Annotated in this window: 26 protein-coding genes; 16 read left to right on the plus strand and 10 right to left on the minus strand. The window is 59.0% G+C overall.

Annotation, left to right across the window (positions count from 1 at the left end):
* Nucleotides 1–148: 148 nt before the first annotated feature.
* Entirely contained in the window at nucleotides 149–622 is a 474-nt protein-coding gene (locus tag RGM3321_RS21790; protein ID WP_002551368.1) for an Rsd/AlgQ family anti-sigma factor, read from the plus strand.
* 79 nt (nucleotides 623–701) lie between these two features.
* Here the strand turns inward: RGM3321_RS21790 and RGM3321_RS21795 are convergent, their stop codons facing one another.
* Complete coding sequence (locus RGM3321_RS21795) at nucleotides 702–1,382, minus strand: FKBP-type peptidyl-prolyl cis-trans isomerase (RefSeq protein ID WP_002551367.1); 681 nt, start codon at nucleotides 1,380–1,382, stop codon at nucleotides 702–704.
* A gap of 216 nt (nucleotides 1,383–1,598) precedes the next feature.
* Between RGM3321_RS21795 and RGM3321_RS21800 the strand changes: the two genes are divergently transcribed.
* Nucleotides 1,599–2,633 (plus strand): AlgP family protein, encoded by a 1,035-nt coding sequence (locus RGM3321_RS21800; RefSeq protein WP_244394791.1) that lies wholly within the window; start codon nucleotides 1,599–1,601, stop codon nucleotides 2,631–2,633.
* On the opposite strand, the gene RGM3321_RS21805 is transcribed toward RGM3321_RS21800, so the two are convergent.
* A complete protein-coding gene (locus tag RGM3321_RS21805) occupies nucleotides 2,630–3,106 on the minus strand; it encodes a TIGR02444 family protein (protein WP_244394792.1) in 477 nt (158 codons plus the stop codon). The two genes, RGM3321_RS21800 and RGM3321_RS21805, sit on opposite strands and share 4 nt — an antisense overlap.
* 46 nt (nucleotides 3,107–3,152) lie before the next feature.
* On the opposite strand from RGM3321_RS21805, the gene abc-f reads away from it, so the two are divergent.
* The 6 genes from abc-f to RGM3321_RS21835 all read left to right on the plus strand — a co-directional run bounded on the left by abc-f (nucleotide 3,153) and on the right by RGM3321_RS21835 (nucleotide 9,248).
* A complete protein-coding gene (gene abc-f / locus RGM3321_RS21810; RefSeq protein ID WP_244394793.1) occupies nucleotides 3,153–5,063 on the plus strand; it encodes a ribosomal protection-like ABC-F family protein in 1,911 nt (636 codons plus the stop codon).
* 16 nt (nucleotides 5,064–5,079) lie between these two features.
* Nucleotides 5,080–5,673: a mechanosensitive ion channel family protein gene (locus tag RGM3321_RS21815; RefSeq protein ID WP_058402450.1), complete on the plus strand. Its 594-nt coding sequence runs from the start codon at nucleotides 5,080–5,082 to the stop codon at nucleotides 5,671–5,673.
* A 67-nt stretch (nucleotides 5,674–5,740) separates the two neighbouring features.
* Nucleotides 5,741–6,373: a LysE family transporter gene (locus RGM3321_RS21820; RefSeq protein ID WP_058409844.1), complete on the plus strand. Its 633-nt coding sequence runs from the start codon at nucleotides 5,741–5,743 to the stop codon at nucleotides 6,371–6,373.
* Nucleotides 6,374–6,534: 161 nt separating this feature from the next.
* Nucleotides 6,535–8,433 carry a cytochrome c/FTR1 family iron permease gene (locus RGM3321_RS21825; protein ID WP_244394794.1) on the plus strand — a complete coding sequence of 633 codons (1,899 nt, stop codon included), beginning with the start codon at nucleotides 6,535–6,537 and terminating at the stop codon, nucleotides 8,431–8,433.
* Between the two features lie 209 nt (nucleotides 8,434–8,642).
* Nucleotides 8,643–8,870, plus strand: a complete 228-nt coding sequence (locus RGM3321_RS21830) for a hypothetical protein (protein WP_024658545.1) — start codon at nucleotides 8,643–8,645, stop codon at nucleotides 8,868–8,870.
* Between the two features lie 93 nt (nucleotides 8,871–8,963).
* Nucleotides 8,964–9,248, plus strand: a complete 285-nt coding sequence (locus RGM3321_RS21835) for a hypothetical protein (protein ID WP_244394795.1) — start codon at nucleotides 8,964–8,966, stop codon at nucleotides 9,246–9,248.
* A 68-nt stretch (nucleotides 9,249–9,316) separates the two neighbouring features.
* On the opposite strand, the gene RGM3321_RS21840 is transcribed toward RGM3321_RS21835, so the two are convergent.
* Both RGM3321_RS21840 and prlC read right to left on the minus strand, forming a co-directional pair.
* On the minus strand, nucleotides 9,317–9,598 hold the full coding sequence (locus tag RGM3321_RS21840) for a YheV family putative zinc ribbon protein (RefSeq protein WP_244394796.1): 282 nt from the start codon (nucleotides 9,596–9,598) through the stop codon (nucleotides 9,317–9,319).
* Nucleotides 9,595–11,646 carry an oligopeptidase A gene (gene prlC, locus RGM3321_RS21845; protein WP_244394797.1) on the minus strand — a complete coding sequence of 684 codons (2,052 nt, stop codon included), beginning with the start codon at nucleotides 11,644–11,646 and terminating at the stop codon, nucleotides 9,595–9,597. The genes RGM3321_RS21840 and prlC overlap by 4 nt, the downstream gene beginning before the upstream one ends.
* 112 nt (nucleotides 11,647–11,758) lie before the next feature.
* Between prlC and RGM3321_RS21850 the strand changes: the two genes are divergently transcribed.
* Complete coding sequence (locus tag RGM3321_RS21850; RefSeq protein WP_244394798.1) at nucleotides 11,759–12,304, plus strand: gamma carbonic anhydrase family protein; 546 nt, start codon at nucleotides 11,759–11,761, stop codon at nucleotides 12,302–12,304.
* A 140-nt stretch (nucleotides 12,305–12,444) separates the two neighbouring features.
* Here the strand turns inward: RGM3321_RS21850 and RGM3321_RS21855 are convergent, their stop codons facing one another.
* Nucleotides 12,445–13,500: an aminopeptidase gene (locus tag RGM3321_RS21855; protein WP_244394799.1), complete on the minus strand. Its 1,056-nt coding sequence runs from the start codon at nucleotides 13,498–13,500 to the stop codon at nucleotides 12,445–12,447.
* Nucleotides 13,501–13,786: 286 nt separating this feature from the next.
* Between RGM3321_RS21855 and RGM3321_RS21860 the strand changes: the two genes are divergently transcribed.
* Together RGM3321_RS21860 and RGM3321_RS21865 are read left to right on the plus strand one after the other, a co-directional pair.
* Entirely contained in the window at nucleotides 13,787–14,455 is a 669-nt protein-coding gene (locus tag RGM3321_RS21860; protein ID WP_244394800.1) for a hypothetical protein, read from the plus strand.
* A gap of 98 nt (nucleotides 14,456–14,553) precedes the next feature.
* Entirely contained in the window at nucleotides 14,554–14,898 is a 345-nt protein-coding gene (locus RGM3321_RS21865) for a hypothetical protein (protein ID WP_032633324.1), read from the plus strand.
* Here RGM3321_RS21865 and RGM3321_RS21870 read toward each other — a convergent pair whose 3' ends face one another.
* Nucleotides 14,899–15,132, minus strand: a complete 234-nt coding sequence (locus RGM3321_RS21870) for a DUF1161 domain-containing protein (protein ID WP_003379415.1) — start codon at nucleotides 15,130–15,132, stop codon at nucleotides 14,899–14,901. It abuts the gene before it with no gap.
* Nucleotides 15,133–15,249: 117 nt separating this feature from the next.
* Complete coding sequence (locus tag RGM3321_RS21875; RefSeq protein WP_244394801.1) at nucleotides 15,250–15,681, minus strand: OsmC family protein; 432 nt, start codon at nucleotides 15,679–15,681, stop codon at nucleotides 15,250–15,252.
* A gap of 212 nt (nucleotides 15,682–15,893) precedes the next feature.
* Here RGM3321_RS21875 and RGM3321_RS21880 point away from each other — a divergent pair, with 212 nt between their 5' ends.
* Nucleotides 15,894–16,895, plus strand: a complete 1,002-nt coding sequence (locus RGM3321_RS21880; protein ID WP_244394802.1) for an LLM class flavin-dependent oxidoreductase — start codon at nucleotides 15,894–15,896, stop codon at nucleotides 16,893–16,895.
* Nucleotides 16,896–17,032: 137 nt separating this feature from the next.
* Here the strand turns inward: RGM3321_RS21880 and RGM3321_RS21885 are convergent, their stop codons facing one another.
* Nucleotides 17,033–17,257, minus strand: a complete 225-nt coding sequence (locus tag RGM3321_RS21885) for a DUF1161 domain-containing protein (protein ID WP_244394803.1) — start codon at nucleotides 17,255–17,257, stop codon at nucleotides 17,033–17,035.
* Between the two features lie 148 nt (nucleotides 17,258–17,405).
* The gene (locus tag RGM3321_RS21890; protein ID WP_244394804.1) at nucleotides 17,406–17,621 is read right to left on the minus strand and encodes a dodecin; all 216 of its coding nucleotides are present in this window, start codon (nucleotides 17,619–17,621) and stop codon (nucleotides 17,406–17,408) included.
* Nucleotides 17,622–17,787: 166 nt separating this feature from the next.
* Between RGM3321_RS21890 and RGM3321_RS21895 the strand changes: the two genes are divergently transcribed.
* Nucleotides 17,788–18,114 carry a DUF883 family protein gene (locus RGM3321_RS21895; RefSeq protein WP_244394805.1) on the plus strand — a complete coding sequence of 109 codons (327 nt, stop codon included), beginning with the start codon at nucleotides 17,788–17,790 and terminating at the stop codon, nucleotides 18,112–18,114.
* Here RGM3321_RS21895 and RGM3321_RS21900 read toward each other — a convergent pair whose 3' ends face one another.
* The gene (locus RGM3321_RS21900) at nucleotides 18,115–19,071 is read right to left on the minus strand and encodes a LysR family transcriptional regulator (protein ID WP_279614094.1); all 957 of its coding nucleotides are present in this window, start codon (nucleotides 19,069–19,071) and stop codon (nucleotides 18,115–18,117) included.
* 79 nt (nucleotides 19,072–19,150) lie between these two features.
* Here RGM3321_RS21900 and trpB point away from each other — a divergent pair, with 79 nt between their 5' ends.
* The 3 genes from trpB (at nucleotide 19,151) to RGM3321_RS21915 (ending at nucleotide 21,833) form a co-directional block, all read left to right on the plus strand.
* Complete coding sequence (gene trpB / locus RGM3321_RS21905; protein ID WP_002551347.1) at nucleotides 19,151–20,380, plus strand: tryptophan synthase subunit beta; 1,230 nt, start codon at nucleotides 19,151–19,153, stop codon at nucleotides 20,378–20,380.
* Complete coding sequence (gene trpA / locus RGM3321_RS21910) at nucleotides 20,377–21,189, plus strand: tryptophan synthase subunit alpha (protein WP_058402463.1); 813 nt, start codon at nucleotides 20,377–20,379, stop codon at nucleotides 21,187–21,189. Before trpB ends, trpA begins: the two co-directional genes overlap by 4 nt.
* A 125-nt stretch (nucleotides 21,190–21,314) precedes the next feature.
* Nucleotides 21,315–21,833: an anti-virulence regulator CigR family protein gene (locus RGM3321_RS21915; RefSeq protein WP_244394807.1), complete on the plus strand. Its 519-nt coding sequence runs from the start codon at nucleotides 21,315–21,317 to the stop codon at nucleotides 21,831–21,833.
* Nucleotides 21,834–22,045: the final 212 nt, after the last annotated feature.

The following is a 22,045-nucleotide window of genomic DNA, read 5'->3' on the forward strand; positions in this document are numbered from 1 at the left end:
GTACCTTGAAGGCCTTGTCGAGCGGGCATAATCTGGCCCGCACGCGTCACTGGAAATATGCTGTCCTGACGCATCTATCAGGCCAGGTCCAGGCTAACAGCCAGGACCGGCCCAGGACTGCATGCCCCTGAAGGGAAGAGAGAAGACCATGCTGGAAAGTTGTCAGAATGCTCAGGAACGCTGGGGCGGAGTCAATAAGCTGATTGATCGCTGGCTTCAAAGCCGTCTCGAACTGGTCGAAGCCTACGATGCGCTGGGTGACACGCCCCAAGCCTTGGCAGCCGACCGTGAAGGCCTGCAGAACTTCTGTGGAGTTCTTGTCGATTACGTCTCGGCCGGCCACTTTGAGGTTTATGAACAGCTGGGTGATGAAGCCCGCGCGTTCAACGACGAGCGTGGGCTTGAGCTGGCTGACACGATCTACCCGCGTCTGGACGTCATTACCAAGTTTGCGTTGACGTTCAATGATCGTTGCGACAAGGGCGACTGCTCCGACGCTACGGTGGTGGCCAAGGAATTCAACCAGCTTGGGCAACTGCTGCACGAGCGTTTCGAGCTGGAAGACTGCCTGATTGAAGTGCTGCATAACTCCCACAAGGAAGAGATCGCCGCGCAGGTGTAACCGCTCGCGTGCAGAGGCTACAAACGCCAAGGGTGCTTTTGCACCCTTTCGCATTTCTGAATTCCTGATTTACATCCGCTTACTGTGAAACGGCAATCAGCTCGATTTCAAATACCAGCGGAGTGAACGGATCGATAAGGTCGCCAGCGCCCTCGGCGCCGTAGGCTTGATCCGAAGGAATCACCAGTCGCCACTTCGCACCGGTCGGCATCGTCTGCAATGCGCTGGTCCAGCCGCTGATCACGCTGTCTAGCCGGAACCATTGCGGCTGTGTGCTCTGATCGAAGATCGTGCCGTCCGGCAAGCGCCCCACATAGCGTACTTCAACCCTGCCATTGGCATCAGGTTTGGGGCCCGTGCCGGGTGTCAGCTCGGTCATGAGAATCCCGTCAGCCAATACCTTCACACCCGGCTTGGCCTTCTCGCTGTCCATGAACGTGCGCTCGGCCTTCAGGGCTGCCTCGGTAGGCGCGTCTGTGCCTGCGGTCTCGGCCTGCGCGATTGCGGCGTCATGCTCACGCAGGACCTGGTCGATACGTTCCTGCTTGAGTGCCAGCGGCTTGCCCTGATAAGCCTGTTTCAGACCGTCGACAAGTGCCTTGAGGTCAAGGTCAGGGACTTCCTGATGCAAGCGTTCACCAAGGCTTGCACCCAGGCTGTATGCGAGATCGTGACCATCATCGGCCGCCGCAGGTGGTGCTTCGGCAGCTTGAGCCAAGGGTAGCAAGAGAAACAACGACGTTAACAGGTAGCGCGACATTAATGCTCTCCGGCCTGGGAAGGCAGCGATTATGCCAGCGCCAGCGCGTGTAGTGACGAGTCTTGCGAAGTGAATTTCACAATGCCTGTGCATCGTGTCGGGCAATCATTTTTTGCAGTATGCAACAGCGCCCCCTGGATGCTGTCAAGATGCGCTAGCGGCGATGCGCGCAGAAGCCTAGTATGAGCCGCAATTTCGTCACCCAGGAGGTAAGTCATGTCGGCCAAAAAGAAGCCAGTAAATACTCCGTTGCATTTGCTCCAACAATTATCGGGCAGCTTGCTTGAACATCTGGAAGACGCCTGTTCCCAAGCCTTGGCTGATGCCGAGAAACTGCTCGCCAAGCTTGAGAAACAACGCGGCAAGGCGCAGGAAAAACTGCACAACTCCCGCATCAAACTGCAGGACGCTGCCACCGCCGGAAAATCCAAGGCACAGGCCAAGGCCAAAGACGCCGTTTCCGAGCTGGAAGAGTTGCTCGATGCCCTCAAGGATCGCCAGACCGAAACCCGCACCTACATTCTGCACCTCAAGCGCGATGCCCAGGAGAGCCTGAAGCTGGCCCAGGGTATCGGTCGCGTGAAAGAGGCTGTCGGCAAGATCCTGACCACTCGCAATGCCAAGCCTGCAGCCCCTAAAGCCGCCGCCAAAGCAGCGACTGCCGCTACAGCAAAAGCACCTGCAAAAACCGCAGTGAAAGCGGCCGCTGCCAAACCAGCCGCCAAAACGGCTGCCAAGCCTTCGACGGTCGCCAAGCCTGCAGCCAAACCTGCGGCAACCAAGGCCCCGGTCAAAGCTGCCGCCAAACCTGCCACCCGGGCAGCGGCAACAGCCAAGCCTGCCGCGGCAAAAACAGCCGCCGCCAAGCCGGTCACGGCTAAACCTGCCGCCACCAGGCCGGCCGCCAAAGCGGCTGCGGCCAAGGCACCTGTGGCCAAAACGACTGCAAGCAGCACTGCCAAACCAGCAGCAGCAAAAACACCGGTAGCCAAACCAGCGGCGAAAGCCCCGGTGAAAGCGCCCGCGAAGGCTCCCACCAAAGCACCAGTCAAGGCACCTGTGAAAGCAGCAGCCAAGCCTGTCGCCAAACCTGCGGCCAAGCCAGCAGCGAAGCCGGCCGCCGCCAAACCGGCTACGCCAGCACCTGCTGCCGCTGCCAAGCCGACGACGCCTGCACCTGCCGCGCCAGCTGCAACACCGGCAACACCGGCAACACCTGCGAATGGCGCAACGCCAACCAGCGCTTCCTAAGTCTGGTCGACGGCAAGATCAACCGCGATGCGCAGCACCTGCAGCGCATCGCGGTTTTTTTCTGCCTCTCCGTCAGCGAGCTCGATCAGCCATTCCTCTGCATTTCTCGCCTCACCCGCTGGCCAGTCTCCAGTCAGTGCCTCAAGCCTCAGCATTAGACTCTGTTCAGCCTCCAGCTCCAGCGCCTTGACCTTCATTCGCAACGTCATCAGCACCGCGTCCTCAAGTGCTGCATTGCGCCATTGGTTGCGCAAATCCCGCAGCGGACGCACCACTTCATCGTGCCAGGGTGTCGCCAATTGCCTTATTTGCGCTAATCGCTGCGCATTGCACGCCACGTCGCGCGTGCCAAGCCAGACCCCGCAAAGCACCATGCACACGTTGGCCCCGTTGGCTTGCAGCATCAGACAAGCCTGCTCTACGCCCGGACGGGCATAGAAATCGAGGGTGAAACTCCAGAGCGCTGAAGGCATAGTGATCCACCTGTTCAGGACGAAGCTGGTAGACTCCGCCGCCATTATGATTCGACTTCAAAGCCTTACCTTACAGCGTGGTCCGCAACGTCTGCTAGAAGACGCCGAGCTGACCCTGCACGCCGGCCATAAAGCCGGCCTGATCGGTGCCAATGGCGCCGGTAAATCCAGCCTGTTCGCCTTGCTGCGCGGCGAGCTGACGCCCGACGCCGGTGACTGCCTGCTGCCCGCCGACTGGCGTATCGCGCATATGCGTCAGGAGGTCGACACCCTTGAGCGCCTGGGCGTGGACTACGTGCTCGACGGCGACGAGCGCCTGCGCGAGGTTCAGCGTCTGCTGGCCGAAGCGGAAGCCGCGCAGGACGGCGCGGCTCAGGCGCGTCTGCATTCGGAGCTCGACAGCGCCGACGGTTACACCGCAGACGCGCGGGCGCGCAAGCTGCTGGCCGGGCTGGGTTTCACCAACGAACAGATGGAACGTCAGGTCGGCAGTTTCTCCGGCGGCTGGCGTATGCGCCTGAACCTCGCGCAGGCGCTGATGTGCCCGTCCGACCTGTTGCTGCTCGACGAACCGACCAACCACTTGGACCTCGACGCCATTCTTTGGCTTGAAGACTGGCTCAAGAGCTACCCCGGCACCTTGCTGCTGATTTCCCACGACCGGGATTTTCTGGACGCTGTGGTCGATCACATCGCCCATGTCGAGCAACGCAAGATCACGCTTTATCGTGGCGGCTACAGCGCTTTCGAGCGCGCTCGTGCCGAACGTCTGGCCCAGCAGCAACAGGCCTACGAGAAGCAGCAGGTACAACGCGCGCACATGGAAAAATACATCGCGCGCTTCAAGGCTCAAGCCACCAAGGCCCGTCAGGCCCAGAGCCGGATCAAGGCACTGGAGCGCATGGAAGAGCTGTCCGCCGCGCACGTCGATTCGCCGTTCAACTTCGTTTTCCGTGAGTCCGACAAGATCTCCAGCCCGTTGCTGGATCTGTCAGACGCGCGCCTGGGTTACGGCGACAAGACCATCCTGGAGAAGGTCAAGCTGCAACTCACGCCGGGCGCGCGCATCGGCCTGCTGGGCCCCAACGGAGCGGGCAAGTCGACGCTGATCAAAAATCTGGCTGGCGAGCTTGAGCCGCAGAGCGGTCGACTGGTTCGAGGTGAAAACCTCACCGTCGGCTACTTCGCCCAGCATCAGCTTGACTCACTGGATGCCAAGGCCACGCCATTGCTGCACTTGCAGCGTCTGGCACCGACTGAACGTGAACAGACACTGCGCGACTTCCTCGGTGGCTTCGATTTCCGTGGCGCGCGTCTGGAAGAGCCGGTGCTGAATTTCTCCGGTGGCGAGAAAGCGCGTCTGGCGCTGGCGCTGATTGCCTGGGAAAAGCCCAACCTGTTGCTGCTCGATGAACCGACCAACCACCTGGACCTGGAGATGCGCCTGGCGCTGACCATGGCCTTGCAGGAGTTCGGTGGCGCGGTACTGGTGGTGTCTCACGATCGGCACTTGCTCAAGAGCACCACCGATGACTTCCTGCTGGTGGCTGACGGCCGCGTACAGGAGTTCGACGGCGACCTGGATGACTACACGCGCTGGCTGGCCGATTACCGCCTGCGCAACGCACCGGTCAGCACCACGCCAGTCAACGCCGACAAGACTGACAAGAAAGCCCAGCGTCAACAGGCAGCGGCCTTGCGTCAGCAACTGGCACCGCACAAGCGTGAAGCCGACAAGCTGGAGCGTGACCTTGGGCTGGTGAATGAAAAACTCGCCAAGGTCGAAGAAGCGCTGGCGGACAGCACCAACTACGAGGCGGCCAACAAGGACAAACTGCGCGACCTGCTGGCCGAGCAGGCAAAGTTGAAGGTACGTGAGTCCGAGCTGGAAGACGCCTGGATGCAGGCACTGGAACTGCTGGAATCCATGCAGGCCGAACTGGAAGCATTGTCGTGAGTGGGGCGGGGAAGTGATGGACATGTTGGGCTTGCCGGTATCCGCGTACTGGCTTGAACCGTTGCTGATCGGTGTGCAGATTCTGCTGATCCTGTTGGCCGGTTATGTATTGCAGCGCATCGTGGGCGGTTTTCTGACCGGTCTGGGCGAGCGCTACCCATTGCCGCCAGAGCTGCTGGTGCCGGTACGTGGCGGCTTGCGCTGGTTGATCATGGGCAGCGCTTTCGTCTTCGTCCTCGGCCGGCTCGGGGTATCGGCTACGGTGCTGTGGACGGCCCTGTCCGGCTTTGTCGCCGTCGCGGCGGTGGCATTCTTCGCGATGTGGAGCGTGCTGTCGAACCTGCTCTGCGCCATTTTGATCTTCACCATCGGCCCGTTCCGCATCGGTGACATGGTCGAGCTGGTTGATACGCTGGACAAGCCCGGCGTAAAGGGTCGCGTGGTCGCCATCAATCTGATGTTCACCACCCTGATCGAGACCCCGGAAGCCGGTGGCGCGCTGGTTCAGGTGCCCAACAGCCAATTCTTTCAGAAGTCGGTCCGGCGCTGGCGCGGCAGTGATCTGTTTCCACAGATGGTGGTTGCGAAGCAGCCTGACGAGCAGGATTAAAAATAGTTAGCCTTGCAAAGCGTTAACCACTAATTTATCGGGCATTCGACTTTGCTTGAGGTGTGTGATGGCGCTTGAAACGTGGCTGGGCTTCTTTGCGGCCTGCTGGATTATCAGCCTTTCCCCCGGCGCAGGCGCTATCGCCTCGATGTCCTGCGGCCTGCAATACGGTTTTCTGCGCGGCTACTGGAATGCCCTGGGGCTGCAAATTGCCCTGGTGGCGCAAATCGCGATTGTCGCTGCCGGGCTTGGCGCGGTATTGGCAGCTTCCGAGATGGCCTTCACGTTGATCAAGTGGTTCGGCGTGGCATACTTGGTCTATCTGGGCATCAAGCAATGGCGTGCATTGCCTACCGACCTTGGCGACGAGTCTGCCGTGCGCCCTGTCGGCAAACCGATGACACTGGTGATCCGCGGTTTTCTGGTCAATATCAGCAACCCCAAAGCCCTGATCTTCATGCTGGCGATTTTGCCGCAATTCATCGAACCGGCTGCTCCGCTGCTCATCCAGTACGTCATCATCGCGGCGACCATGGTTGTGGTCGATCTGATCGTGATGGCGGGCTACACCGGGCTGGCGTCGAAGGTACTGCGCATGCTCAAGACGCCTCGACAGCAGCGCCGCTTGAACCGTACGTTTGCCAGCCTGTTCGTAGGGGCGGCGGGGTTTCTGGCCACACTGCATCGCGGTACAGCGTAAACCTGCCAACCTCTTCAAGCCTTTGAACGGACAAACGTCCTGTTCAAAGGCTATATGAAGGCCGAACGTAAGATTCTGTAACAAAAACAGACCTCGACTCTTGAGTAGTGCTCTTGCGGCGTTAACAATGCACCGCATCGCATTCCTGTCGAGATTCTGCAATGCTCCTCCGTTCTCGTTTCCTTGCCTGGCTGCTGATGCCGCTACTTGTGCTGTGCAGCGGCGTCACGCTGGCTGATCCTGTCGAGGGCGCAGCCCAGGCGTTGCATCTGCTGGATTATCTGAGTGCCGACTACCCGGCCACCGTGGCGGATGGCAAGGTCGTGAATACCGCCGAGTATCAGCAGCAGGTCGACAACCTGGCAGCGCTACAAAGCCTCGTCGTGGCCCTGCCGCAACGCGCAGAGCGCGCTGATCTGGAGCAGGCCGTGACGCAGCTGAAAAACGCCGTGGCGGGTCGACAGGACGGTGCGCAGGTCGCTCGTCAGGCGCGGCAGTTGAGTGCGAAGCTCGCACTTGCCTACGAAGTCAGCCAGGCCCCGGCCATTACTCCGGACCCGGCCCGTGGCGCGCCCCTGTACGCTCAGCATTGCTCGGTCTGTCATGGCGATAGCGGCGCAGGTGACGGCCCGGCAGGCATCGGTCTGGAACCGCCTCCCTCGAACCTGCGTGACACAGCACGGCTGGATCGCCTGAGTCTTTATGATCTCTACAACGCGACCGGGCTGGGCATCGCCGGTACCGATATGCCCGCATTTGCCGACCAACTGGACGACCGCCAACGCTGGGACATCGCGACCTATATCGCCGGTTTCAGTGCGCAACCGGTTGCCAACCCGGCCAAGACCTTCAACATCGCCGACCTGGCTCGCCAGACACCTGCCGAAGTTCAAGCGGCCGAGGGTGCGGATGCCAGCGCAACCTTCCGTGTCCAGCGCGCGCAGCCGCCACAGGTGCAGCGCGGCCCGACGCAACTGCTGAATTACACCAGTGAAACGCTGGACAAAAGCCTGGCTGCCTACAAGAGCGGTGATCGAGAGCAGGCCTATGACTTGTCGGTGGCAGCGTATCTGGAAGGTTTCGAACTGGTCGAAAGCTCACTGGATAACGTAGACGCCAATGTGCGCAAGGATACTGAAAAAAGCCTGATGGCTTACCGACAGTCCTTGCAGGACAGCCTGCCACTGGCGCAGGTTGCACAAAAGCTGGAAGCGGCGAAAGGCAAGCTCAAGGAATCGGCGGGGCTGTTAGGCAGCGATGGTCTGAGCCTGTCGCTGAGCTACGTTTCGGGCCTGTTGATTCTGCTGCGTGAAGGGCTGGAAGCGATTCTGGTGCTGGCGGCGATTCTGGCGTTTCTGCGCAACACCGGCCAGCAGTCTGCGGTGCGCAGCGTCAACATCGGCTGGGGTCTGGCGCTGCTGGCAGGGCTGGGTACCTGGGCGCTGGCGGCCTACGTCATCGACGTCAGCGGCGCACAGCGTGAATTGCTGGAAGGTGCCACCGCGTTGTTTGCCAGCGTGATGGTGCTCTGGCTAGGCGTGTGGATGCACGACCGTCGCCATGCAGCAGCCTGGCAGGACTATGTCAAAAGCAGCCTGGTCGGCGGCGGTGGTCGTTTCGGCTTCGCGGTGCTGGCGTTCTTCTCGGTGTATCGCGAGCTGTTCGAAGTCATCCTGTTCTACGAAACCCTGTGGTTGCAGGCAGGACCCGCAGGGCACGATGCCGTGCTGGCGGGTGGTGCCACGGCGCTGGTGCTGCTCGTGGGCCTGGCGTGGGTCATCCTGCGCGGCTCGGCGAAGCTGCCGCTGTCGCTGTTCTTCGGTATCAACGCTGCGCTGCTCTGCGCACTGTCAGTAGTGTTTGCCGGTCACGGCGTCAAGGCGCTGCAGGAGGCGGGGATATTCGGCACAAGGCCGGTGCCGTTCTTCGAGTTCGACTGGCTGGGCATTCACGCCGACCTGTACTCGCTCAGCGCACAGGCCATCGCCTTGATCGCCATTGCAGCGCTGTACGGCAGAAGTCGTCTGGCCGAGAAGCGCAGGCTGCAGACGGCAGACTGACGTTTTGCCTGCCAGGGACAAGTGGTGCTCACTACTTGTCCCTGCTTCCGCCGAAGCATTGTTGCGACTCGCCGTCTTACTTTACCGCCCTGTACAAAAAACCACCTGTTACTTCTGCCAGTAGACGCCATTTTTATTCAGGCCTAGTGTAGCGAAACGCCAACTCGGCTATCGGGTACTGGCGCATTTACCTGAGAACGAGGTGGGTGATGGCTAAGTATGAGATTCGGTTGTGGGCTGAAGATATTGAGGAACATGACCATCCTGAGATAGCCATTGAGTTTTATGAAGACGATGATTTGCAAGAGCATGCCTGGGTCAGGCTACACCCTCATGGCAAGCACAAGATTCGCGGCGAACTGGGAAGGGACGAGGAAGTTCTGACCGACCTGGCATTGGCCTTCAGGAAGAAGGTAGCTGAGTTGGTGGATTGGTAAAGCCTGGTTACGCCTGTAACAAAAACTGACTCACACAGGTGCCGGAGAGGCTGGCAGTACTGGCATCTCAATCAATAAAATAGGATTGAGAACATGGCTAATTATGAAGTAAGACTCTCGACTGCCGAATTTGAAGGTGATGCGACGCCTGAAGTACTCGTGGAGTTCTGGGACGCTAACCTTGTAAATGAAAGAACAGGCCGCAAGGGAGATTACGCATTTACGGCGTTTGTAACGGCGTCCGGTAACGGCGACGGTTACGATACCGTCAAGAGTAAAGCAGACGTTGACGGTGTAGAAGGAATCGACGACAAGGACGACGCCATCTTGATCGATCTAGCCAAGGCATTTGTGAAAATGAATCTCTTCATTAAGTAAACGACCGCAAGATCGGCAGGCATGAGGGGCACATTAGGTGCCCCTCGACATATGTATTCAGAAATCAATCATTCCAAATCAACCGGCTTCTTCAATTTCGGATTCGGGAAGAACTGCACACCCTGCACTTTCGGATCAGCCGGTTTGATTACCGCCTTGTTAACCCGCGTGCCCAGCTCTTTCGGTATCGAAATACCTTGTTCGTTGAGCGTATCGCTGTAACCGCAGCCGACGCACTCGCGGTGCGGCACGTCGTTTTCGCTCCACATCATCAGTTTGTCAGGCTCGCTGCACGCCGGGCATACAGCCCCGGCGATGAAGCGTTTCTTGGTAATGACTGCCTCGGTCATGCTGCCGCATCCTCACTCAAGCCGCTGTGACGCAACAATGCGTCAATCGACGGCTCACGTCCGCGGAAGTCGACGAACAGCACCATCGGTGCCTGCGAACCACCACGCGCCAGAATGGCTTCGCGGAAGGCGCGTCCGGTTTCAGCGTTGAGCACGCCATCTTCCTCGAATTTCGAGAACGCATCGGCGGACAGCACTTCAGCCCACTTGTAGCTGTAATAACCGGCTGCGTAACCACCTGCGAAGATGTGCGCGAAGCTGTTCGGGAAACGGTTATAGGCAGGCGGACGCATCACCGAGACTTCGTCGCGAATACCTTCCAGCACCTCCAGCACGCTGCGGCCGTCGCCATGCGTGGCATGCAGTTCGAAGTCGAACAGCGAGAACTCCAGCTGACGCACCATCATCAGGCCGGACTGGAAGTTCTTGGCAGCGAGCATTTTCTCCAGCAGGTCCTGCGGCAATGGCTCGCCGGTTTCGTAATGACCGGAGATCAGCGCCAGGCCTTCGGGCTCCCAGCACCAGTTTTCCATGAACTGGCTCGGCAACTCGACTGCGTCCCAGGCCACGCCGTTGATACCGGATACGCCGGCATGATCGATGCGGGTCAGCAGATGATGCAGGCCATGACCGAATTCGTGGAACAGCGTGGTGACTTCATCGTGGGTCAGCAGCGCAGGCTTGCCCGCGACAGCAGGCGTGAAGTTGCACACCAGATTGGCCACCGGGCTTTGCAGCGTGCCTTCAGCTGTGCGACGGCGATCACGAGCGCCGTCCATCCAGGCACCGCCACGCTTGTTGGCGCGCGCATACAGATCGAAGAAGAAACGCCCGACGTGCTGGCCGTTTTCCTTGATCTCGAACAGACGAACATCCGGGTGCCAGGTGTCGAAGCCTTTCTGCTCGGCAATCTCGATGCCGTACAGACGCTGGACAATGGCGAACAGGCCGCCAAGCACTTTATCGATAGGGAAGTAGGCGCGCAGAATTTCCTGGGAAACGCTGTAGCGCTGTTCGCGCAGCTTCTCGCCATAGAAACCGCTGTCCCAGCTTTGCAGATCCGGGCAGCCCTGTTCGGCGGCGTAGGCCTTGAGCTGCTCCAGGTCCTGGGCAGCGAACGGCTTGCTGCGTTTGGCCAGGTCACGCAGGAAACTCAGCACCTGATCGCTGGACTCGGCCATCTTGGTTGCCAGGCTCAGCTCGGCGAAGTTCGCGTAGCCAAGCAGTTGCGCCAGTTCCTGACGCAGGTCGAGGATCTGCGCCATGACAGGGGTATTGTCGTTCTTGCCCGCATTCGGGCCTTGATCCGACGCGCGAGTGCAGTATGCCGCATAGACTTCTTCACGCAGTGCGCGGTCTTCGGCGTAGGTCATCACCGCGTAGTAGCTCGGGAATTCCAGCGTGATCAGGTAGCCTTCCAGATCCTTGGCCTTGGCGGCGGCAGCCATCTGCTGTTTGGCAGAATCGGTCAGACCAGCGAGGGCGGACTCATCGGCGACCAGCTTGGTCCAGGCCTGAGTGGCATCGAGCAACTGGTTGGAAAACTGGCTGCCCAGCTCCGACAGTTTGCTCTGCACTTCGGCGTAACGCTTCTGCTGTTCAGGCGGCAGATCGATGCCGGACAGGCGGAAGTCGCGCAGCGATTGCTCCAGAATGGTCTTCTGACCGACGTCGAAGGTGGCGGCTTCAGGGCCGTTGGCCAGCGCCTCATAGGCCTGAAACAGCGCGCGATTCTGGCCCATCTCGGTGGAGTAGGCGCTCAACGCCGGCAGGCACGACTCATACGCCTCACGCAGCTCGGCGCTGTTGCACACGGCGTTCAGGTGACTGACCGGGCTCCATGCCGCGCCCAGGCGGTCATTCAATTCGTCCATCGTCAGCACCAACCCGGCCCAGGTCGGTGTCGACCCCTGTTTGGCGAGGATGTCGGCAATCGCGGCACGGTTGTCCGCCAGGATTTTTTCAATAGCAGGTTTGACATGTTCGGCACGAATCGCCGAAAAGGGTGGCAGGTCGTACGATTGCAGAAGAGGGTTGTTCGCGCTCACGGTTTTGCACCTTGCCTGGAAGAAACACTCAGCCATCTTAATTACAATCGATGCCGTGCGCAGCACCCAAACCTGTTCCAGACGTCTATCACTGCCAAAGAAGGAGCCTATCGTGGCCATTCGCAAGTTTCAGGACCACACCCCAGCCCTCGGCGAACGGGCCTTTGTCGACCATTCAGCAGTGGTTATCGGCGATGTTGAAATCGGCACCGACAGCTCCGTCTGGCCGCTGACGGTGGTACGCGGCGACATGCACCGCATTCGCATTGGTGCCCGCACCAGCGTGCAGGATGGCAGCGTGCTGCACATCACCCACGCAGGCCCCTTCAACCCGGACGGTTTCCCACTGCTGATCGGCGACGAAGTGACCATCGGTCACAAGGCCATGCTGCATGGCTGCACAATCGGCAACCGCATCCTGGTCGGCATGGGTACCACCATCATGGACGGCGCGGTTGTCGAAGACGAAGTCATTATCGGCGCAGGCAGCCTGGTGCCACCGGGCAAAGTGCTGGAAAGCGGGTTTCTGTACGTCGGCCGTCCGGTCAAACAGGTGCGTGCATTAACCGACAAGGAAATCGCCTTTTTCCCGTACAGCGCCACTAATTACGTGAAGCTCAAGGATCAGCATCTGGCGGAAGGGTTTGATCAGGCCTGACTATCGTTCTTATGCTCCAGCGTAGGAATGCATCCGGTGACGCTCTGCGTCACAAATCTGCACAGCGCCGCTCACTCAAGATCGGACGCAGAGCGTCCAGAAAGGCATTACCACGCGGAGCGTAGTAACGATAATCGCACTCAGGGCATCAACCGCTGCAACGCCGCCTTGCGCGTCTCAACCGGCATCCCTCCCAACTTCTCCACAGCATTGAAAAACGCCACCCAATCGCCATTCACCTGCCTGAACAACGCCGCAAACGCTGGCACCCACTGATCGTAAAGGCCAAACGGCAGCAGCTTGGCGTTGTTCATCGGGCTGTTGATCCAGGCATCAAAACGCTTGTCGCCCGCCCATTGCTCATCACGCAACTTGCGGTAGTCACTGCGCAACCGCGCAAACTCTTCAGCCTTGCGCGCGCGCATCACTTCAGCCGACAGCGGCTGGCGATACAACGCCTTGAGCCGCTCCCGAGTGTCGAGCACCAGCCGGGTAAACTGATCACGCCGTGCGGACTGCGAAACACTCTCCGGCGGCAAACCCCGCGCCGCACGCCACTGCCGCGTACCTTCCTGTTCGACGAAGCTGGCATAGGACTCGTTGAACTCGGTGTCGTCTTTCACATAAAACCGCTGATGCGCCAGTTCATGAAAAATCAGCGTGGCCAAGCGCTCATCACCCCAGCCCATCATCGAACTGAGAATCGGGTCAGTGAACCAGCCCAGTGTCGAATAGGCTTCCACACCGCTCAAATACACATCCTTGCCCGCCTGACGCTGCAACGCCGCCTCACCACGCGCCCCGCCAGGGCTGTAATAACCGCGATACGCGACACACCCGGCGATCGGAAAACAATGCGTGACAGGCTCCAGCGAAAACTCGTCGGTGGCGAACACATTCCACACCACATAAGGACGACCCAGATCCGCATACAGGCGATAGCTCTGGTTATCCGGCAGATGCAAATGCTCAGTGGCAAACGCCCGCGCCAACTGTGACTGGGCCAGATGCCTGCGCAAACCTGCATCCCGAGTCGGGTCAGCAATGATCTTCTCCACCGGCTCACGGGCCTGCAGCAATTGCCACTGCCCTTGAGCCAACTGGCCGTAATAGGAAACGCTGGAGCAGCCGGTCAGCAGCGTGACGGCCGTCAGCGCTAGCAGGGGGCGAAGGCGTGGCAGGCAGAATGTGGCCATGAAGGGAAGGGCTTTGGTGGCTTGGGTGCGGTGATGTTATGCCGGAGGGGAGTGGGGATGTGCAACTCTTATAAGGATTGCAAGGTATAGAGCCTCAATCCATGGACGAACTCGAACGTACAGCTGCGCGCCCGTGCAGAACGCCATTTTCATTAGACACAAACAGAAAACCCGACGTGCAGGTGGGCTTTGGGTATTGCTATATCATCTGTCCGTGGGGGGAGGCATAAGCCAGCTAGGCCCTCGGCTAGTGGACGGACTATAGGGAGATTTGCAGTTGTCGTCAATGTCAGCTTTAGAGGTCGCAAAAGCAATCAGATTATCCATTTCATCTGCCCGGATTTCGACGTATGAAAACGCAGCGCTCGCTGTGGGCCGAGGTCTTGATGAGGCCATAACTTTATATGCCTGGAACGCCCTCGTCTCTGGAGCGTTCCTTACGCCTCTACACCTGTGCGAGGTGATTGTCCGTAACGGTGTTGCAGACGCAATCGCTTCGGTTTACGGCCCCCGGTGGCCTTGGAGTGCCGGCTTCGAGCAGAGCTTGCCGAATGTTACAGGTCCGGTCTTCAAGCCAAAACAAGAGCTTGCAAGAGCCAGACAGAAATGTGGCACAACCGGCGCCGTTATCGCAGAGTTGAAATTCGTCTTTTGGGAAAAAATGTTCACAAAACGGTTTGAAGGCCGTATCTGGGCCACCTATCTATATCGCTTTTTTCCAAACCTCGAAAAGTGTTTCACTGTATCTGCCCACCGAGCAAAGATCGCGGCTGATCTCGAACAAATTCGATTGCTTCGAAATCGAATTGCTCACCATGAGCCGATATTTTCACGAAACCTGAAAAGCGATTTTGTCGTTATCCAACGTTTGACTGAAACACGCTGCGCGGTCTCTGCAGACTGGATGAATGGCCAACAGCAAGTCATGTCAACGGTCGCCACTAAACCTTTTTAAGCAGAGGTACAACTTCGGTGCCATTCCGTCTTCTGATACTGATAACCGCACTCACCCTCGCCGGATGCGCCGGCCCCCTGCCTGCGGTTGATCCGGGCATGGCGTGGATCGACATGCGCACCCTCACCGGCCAGTTGATCATGGCCGACAAACTGGATGGCAAGAACACCTACGACGGGCGCTACTTTCAGGTGAAGCCGGGAAGCCACGAGTTGCAGGTGCGTTATGACTACGAATACCGCTCAGGCGGGATGGGGATGATCGGTGATGAGTACACCGAGATCACCTGTTACGTCAGTGTTCGTTACGAGCACTTCGCTGCAGGGCAGCGTTACATGCTGGAGGTGCGTTCACTGGCGAACAGTGTCGACGCCTGGCTTTACGATGAGAAACGCAACGTAGTGGCCGAAGAGGAAGAAGAGGGCGGTGTGCACTGCATCTGATCAGCGATCGTTACGCTGGTAGATGATTTTCTTGCTGCCGTTTTCGCAACTGCCGACGACCATGTTCGGGTCGGTGGCTTCTTCGTTGCTGACGATTTCCAGCGTGTAGGACGTGACATTGTTGGCCTGGATCTTGGCTTCGATTTCATCCTTGAGTTCATCACAGGATTTCGGGGCCGCCAGGGCGCTGGTTGCCAGCAAAGTGCAGGTTGCTGCCAGAATAAAACGTTTCATGCTCGACTCCTGATCAAAATCAAACCATGCGCCAATCAACGCATGACAGGTGAAGCAGCCAGCTTTATACAGCAGATACGGGAGCGCACAAGGCGCCCCCGCCAGGTTTACCGAGGATCAGCTCAACAAGGTGGCGTCCAGCGTGATCTTGGCGTTCAACACTTTCGACACCGGGCAGCCTTCTTTGGCTTTCTCGGTCAGTTCGTCGAACTGTTTCTGTGTTGCACCTGGCACTTTGGCCTTGAGGACAAGGTGTACGGCGCTGATAGCGAAACCGCCTTCAACCTGATCCAGCGAAACCTCGGCGCTGGTGTCAATGCTGTCAGCCTTCAGGTCTGCGTCGCCCAGAATCATGGACAGTGCCATCGAGAAACAGCCCGCGTGGGCCGCACCAATCAGTTCTTCGGGGTTGGTGCCTTTACCGCCTTCAAAACGGGCCTTGAAGCCGTAAGGCGCTTCGCGCAACACGCCGGTTTCCGTGGAGATGCTGCCGATACCGCTTTTCAGATCACCTTCCCAGTGGGCGGATGCTTTCTTGACGATGCTCATGGTGGCTCCTTTTGGAATGAATTTGGATCGTTGCTGTTACAGCATTCTGAGGATAGACGGCTCTGGAAAGTTCAACCGTCGGAAAGACCTACCGTTTCAGTAGGTTTTTCTACACTGCCCCATTGAAAAGCCGGACTTGCGCCCGCACTGCTGTTTCATCGTGGGCAGCTCCAGCAGCCGGCCCATCACAATTCGAGGAGCTACCCCGGCCTATGAAACGTCTGGCAGATGTAAAAATTTCCACCCTTGATCTGGTGCCGGTGCGCCACGACAAAGGGCCCGCCGAATCCCTGCGTAACTCACTGAAACTCGCCCAGCACGTCGAAAAACTGGGCTACAACCGCTTTTGGGTGGCCGAGCACCACAACATGGACGGCATCGCCAGTTCAGCGACGTCGGTGTTGCTGGCCTACCTGGCAGGCGGCACGTCGACCATTCGTATCGGTGCGGGCGGGATCATGCTGCCCAACCATGCACCACTGGTGGTTGCCGAGCAGTTCGGTACGCTGGCCAGCCTGTATCCCGGTCGAATCGATCTGGGCCTGGGTCGCGCACCAGGTTCCGATCAGATGACCGCCCGCGCCCTGCGCCGCGAACGCTCCGGCAGCGCCGAAGACTTTCCGGATGACGTCACCGAGCTGATGGAATACCTGGGGCCGCGCACACCTGATCAAAAAGTGATCGCTGTTCCGGGCTCAGACACCAATGTGCCGATCTGGCTGCTGGGCTCGAGCCTGTTCAGTGCCCAACTGGCGGGCATGCGCGGCTTACCGTATGCCTTCGCGTCGCATTTTGCGCCGCGTTACATGCATGAGGCGATTCGTGTATATCGCAATCACTTTCAGCCATCGGCCGTGCTCGACAAACCCTACGTGATGCTCGGTGTTCCGCTATCGGCAGCTGATACCGACGAACAGGCTGAATACCTCGCGACATCTGTTTACCAGCGCATCCTGGCGCTGATGCGCGGGCACAGTCTCATGCAGCGCCCGCCGGTCGAGTCCATGGACGGCCTGTGGCTGCCGCACGAGCGTGAAGCGGTGGCAAGCTTCCTGGGGCTGGCGATGGTTGGCGGCCCGGACAAGATTCGCGCCAAGCTGGATGTGCTGCTTGAACAGACCGATGCCGATGAACTGATCTTCACCTGCGACATGTATGAGCACGAGGACAGGCTGCGCTCCTACGAGATCCTGGCGCAGGTCGCACACGGCTAAGCGATTTTCCGAATCGGAAAAAACCAGCCACAAACAGAATCGCCCCGAACTGGATGACAGTCCGGGGCGATGCTGTTCGTGAAACCTGCAAACGGGATTAACCGGGCGAACCGACCGAAGTCAGGCCCGGCTGGCAATCAACCGCGCTGGTAAACGATTTCCTTGGTGCCGCCTTCGCAGGTGCCGACGACTTGCTTGTCGGCCGCGCTGCCTTTCTCGACCACTTCCAGTGTGTAGGACGTTACGCCCTTCGCCTGGAGTCTGGCGTCGATTTCACTTTTCAACTCTTCACATGGCTTGCCTGCCGCGAGGGCAGTGCCTGCAATGCTCAGCAAGCCTACAGCCAACAAAAACTTCTTCATGGGTAATCCCTCTCGTCCGGCCAAATGAAGACGCCATCGGAACAGGCGCCCATTGAAAACCCCCACGCCCACACATCAACCGTGTGGCCATATCTGAGTGTGTAGCGCAGGTTATGGCAATCGGCCAGCCGAAAGGTTCAGAAGGGCATCAGCTATTGGTAATGCGGAAGCCGACTTTCAAGGTGACCTGGAAATGCGCGACTTTGCCGTTTTCGATATGGCCGCGGGTTTCGGTCACTTCAAACCATTCCAGATGGCTGAGGCTTTTGCTGGCCTCGGCCAGGGCGTTGTTGATGGCGTCTTCGATAGTGGTGGTGGAAGAGCCTACGATTTCAACTTTTTTGTACGTGTGATGATCGGTCATGGCAGTTCTCCTGAAGGTCTGGAAAAGACGCGATATAGACCGCGCTCCCTGCTTCTGTCAGGGGAACGCGCGCAAAAGTTCAGCGCTTTGCAAAAATCCCATCGCACTTTCCAAAAAGCCCGGAGTCGGAAACAACACGCCCACTCATCATTGCAGGAGAAACACCATGGCTACTACGTCACTTCGCAAAGCCTCGTTGCAGAGTATGGAAGCTGAGATCGAGAGCCTCCTGAAGTCCCTTGAGGGCCTGAAAGCCGACGCTACCGACGAGTCGCGCAAGACACTGAAAAATCTGAAAGCCAACGCTGAAAGTGCACTGCGCCATTCGCGCAGCCTGCTCAGCGATGTCTACGAAGACGTTAAAGAGAAAACCCGCGAAAACGCATTGGCAACCCGTGATTACGCTCAGGAGCACCCTTGGACCACCGCTGGTGTTGCGGTAGGTGCGATTGGCCTGATCACTGCCTACATGCTGTTCAAGCGCGGTAACTGATCAGATTCTGATCGGGTCCTCAGACCGCTTCAGCTCATTTTTTAACCACTGAGCAAGCTGTCGCGCCCGTCCATCGGCCGCACGTCTGGGTACCCAAAGCGCCAGCTGCGCCGGGGTTTCGCTGAAACCCCATGGCGCAGCCAGGCGACCGGCTTTAAGGTCATCGATGACCAAAGGTTCCGGCGCAATCGCAATGCCCAGGCCCGCCACGGCCGCCTCCAGCAAATAATACAAATGCTCGAAACCCTGCCCATAACGTAATGATCGCGGATCGATGCCGTTGTGCTGCGCCCAACTTGGCCAGGCTTGCGGGCGTGAGGTGGTTTGCAGCAGCGATTCCTTGAGCAGTGCTGCGGCAGGTGCATCGCACAGACTTTCGAATCGCGCGAAGCGTGGGCTCAAAACCGGTCCGATTCGTTCGCTCGCCAGTTCGAAGACCTGCATGTCTGCCGGCCATGGCGGCTCGGCGAATATCAGCAGGGCATCAAGACCTGGTCGACGCGGGTCAAGATCACCTTCGCCCGCCGACAAGTGCAGACGCAGGTCCGGCAACTCGGCATTAAGGCGGCTCAAACGCGGTATGAACCAGCGCGCCAGCAGGCTACCGGAGCACCCCAACACGAATGGCGCGTCTGCGCTGCCCTTACTCAGTTCGGCACATACGCCGCGCAGCCGGTCGAATGCCTCGCCACTCACATCACGTAACCGAATGCCTGCATCTGTGAGTTTCAAGCCTCGTCCGTCCTTGCTGAACAGGCTTGTACCCAAGTGTTCTTCAAGCACTTTCAATTGGCGACTGACAGCACCGTGTGTAACGTTCAGCTGTTCAGCGGCCTGACTGACGCTGCCAAGTCGGGCGGTACTTTCGAAGGCACGCAGGGCGTTGAGAGGAGGAAGGTCGCGGCTCATGATCTGTGAGTTTTCCTGACAGGTTGCAGCGATCTTATCGGTTTTCATCCAGCCGTGCGCTGGTTAAAGTGGACCCATTGCCGACCCGGCTCAATCCATTCGCCCAATACTGCAACTGGAGCACTTCATGACCCAGACCAACTTCCGCAGCGGCCCCGACGCCAACGGCCTGTTCGGCTCATTCGGCGGCCGCTACGTGGCTGAAACCCTGATGCCGCTGGTGCTAGACCTCAACCGCGAGTACGAAGCCGCCAAGGCCGACCCGGAGTTCGCCAAGGAAATGGCCTACTTCCAGCGCGATTATGTCGGTCGCCCGAACCCGCTGTACTTCGCCGAGCGCCTGACCGAATTCTGTGGCGGCGCGAAGATCTACTTCAAGCGCGAAGAGCTGAACCACACCGGCGCGCACAAGATCAACAACTGCATCGGCCAGGTATTGCTGGCTAAGCGCATGGGCAAAAAACGCCTGATCGCGGAAACCGGCGCGGGCATGCACGGTGTTGCTACCGCTACCGTCGCGGCGCGTTTTGGCTTGCCTTGTGTGATCTACATGGGCGCAACCGACATCGAGCGTCAACAGGCCAACGTATTCCGCATGAAGCTGCTGGGCGCTGAAATCGTGCCGGTCACTTCCGGCACTGGCACCCTGAAAGATGCGATGAACGAAGCCCTGCGTGACTGGGTGACCAACGTCGACGACACCTTCTACCTGATTGGCACTGTGGCAGGCCCGCACCCGTATCCCGCGATGGTGCGTGATTTCCAGGCCATCATCGGCAAGGAGACCAAAGAGCAGATGCAAGAGAAGGAAGGCCGTCTGCCGGACAGCCTGATCGCCTGCGTGGGCGGGGGCTCCAACGCCATGGGCCTGTTCCATCCGTTCCTTGATGACGCCAGCGTAGAAATCATCGGCGTTGAAGCGGGCGGTCACGGCGTGGATACCGACAAGCACGCGGCCAGCCTCAATGGCGGCGTACCGGGCGTGCTGCACGGCAACCGTACCTATCTGCTACAGGATGGCGACGGGCAGATCACCGACGCGCACTCGATCTCTGCTGGCCTGGACTATCCGGGTATCGGCCCTGAGCACGCCTTCCTGCACGAAGTGAAACGCGTCGAGTACGTCAGCATCACTGATGACGAAGCGCTGGATGCCTTCCATCAATGCTGCCTGCTCGAAGGCATCATCCCGGCACTGGAAACCGCTCACGCACTGGCCGAAGCCATGAAGCGGGCAACCAATCTGCGCGACGACCACCTGATGGTCGTTTGCCTGTCCGGGCGCGGTGACAAAGACATGCAAACCGTCATGAACCATATGGCAGCCGCCGAAAAAACTCAGGAGAAGCTGGTATGAGCCGTCTCGAACAACGTTTCGCCCAGCTGAAAACCGAAGGTCGTGCGGCGCTGGTCACCTTCATTACAGCCGGCGACCCAGGCTACGACACCTCGCTGAAAGTCCTGAAGGGCCTGCCTGCTGCGGGTGCTGACGTGATCGAGTTGGGCATGCCATTCACTGATCCGATGGCAGACGGTGTGGCGATTCAGCTCGCTACGCTACGCGCTCTGGACGCGGGCCAGACCTTGCAGAAAACTCTGCAGATGGTCAGCGAATTCCGTGTCGACGATCAGACCACGCCGATTGTGCTGATGGGTTACTACAACCCGATCCACCGCTTTGGCGTCGAAGCCTTCGTGGCGCAGGCAAAAGAAGCGGGCGTCGACGGTCTGATCATCGTTGACCTGCCTCCTGAGCACGACGCCGAACTGGCAACGCCTGCACAGGCATCCGGTATCGACTTCATCCGCCTGACCACGCCGACCACCGACGATGCGCGCTTGCCGCGTGTGCTGGAGCGCAGCTCCGGCTTTGTCTACTACGTGTCGGTTGCCGGTGTGACCGGTGCTGGCTCGGCAACCACCGAGCATGTCACTGAAGCCATCGCACGCTTGCGTCGCCACACCAGCTTGCCGATCAGCGTCGGTTTCGGTATCCGCACACCCGAGCAGGCCGCAGCCATTGCTCGTCTGGCAGACGGCGTTGTAGTGGGCTCGGCGTTTGTCGACAAGATCGCCACTGCCGAGTCGCCTGAAAAGGCAATCGATGGCGTGTTGACCCTGTGCGCCGCATTGGCCGAAGGCGTACGTAACGCACGCAGCGGCTGAGGGTAAAGTTTCTGATACAGAGGAATCAAAGCGCTATCAGCGGTTCTATGTAGCACGACACAAGGGGTTCATGACCAATGTCATGAACCCCTTTTTGCTGCATTGAGTGAAGCCGAGGAAGCACCATGAAACTGCCAAACCGTTTTATCACCGGGCTGGGTATCTTGATGATCAGCGCCAGCCCGCTACTGCAAGCTGCTCCGCCCGACCAGCGCGGCGATGGCCCGGAAGGCAATCGGGGTGGCCAGCAACAGGGGCCGCAAAACAACGGTGGCCACAATGAGCCTGGCAGTGACCGTGGGCCGGGCAACGATAACCGCAGAGGCCTCGACAACGGGCCGGGCAAACAGGCGCATCAGGACAACCGCGGCGGCAACCGTCCACCGCAGGACTTCGGCGACGTACGCCAGACCTTCCAGCAGCACCGTGACGTCATCGGCCGCGGCCAGCCATTGCCACCAGGTGTACACATCGCCAAGGGCCAGCCACTGCCGCGCGGTTACGGCAAACGTCTGGACAGCCGTTCACTGCAATACCTGCCACGTTACGACGGCTACGAATGGCGCCGCCTGGGCACCGATGTCGTATTGATCGCCGTGGGTTCGGGGATCGTTTATGCGATTCTGGATGGTGTGTTGAATTGATGGTCTGCTGCCGCCCTTGAATGCGCGGCTACGCGCAAACGTGTGACACGGAGCGTCACGCAAGGCACTCCTCATCGTTATACACAAGTCCGCTTTTGATTCTGGCCGAAGGCCGTGGAAGCGAACCGGGCGACGCTTCGCTTGTTCGCGAAAGGACCAGTATAATCGCCGAAAATGCATCGTCTGAAGTACCGTCTTCGCGAACAAGTTCG

Origin of the sequence: Pseudomonas sp. RGM 3321 (assembly GCF_022836805.1) — a bacterium.
Lineage (GTDB): Bacteria > Pseudomonadota > Gammaproteobacteria > Pseudomonadales > Pseudomonadaceae > Aquipseudomonas.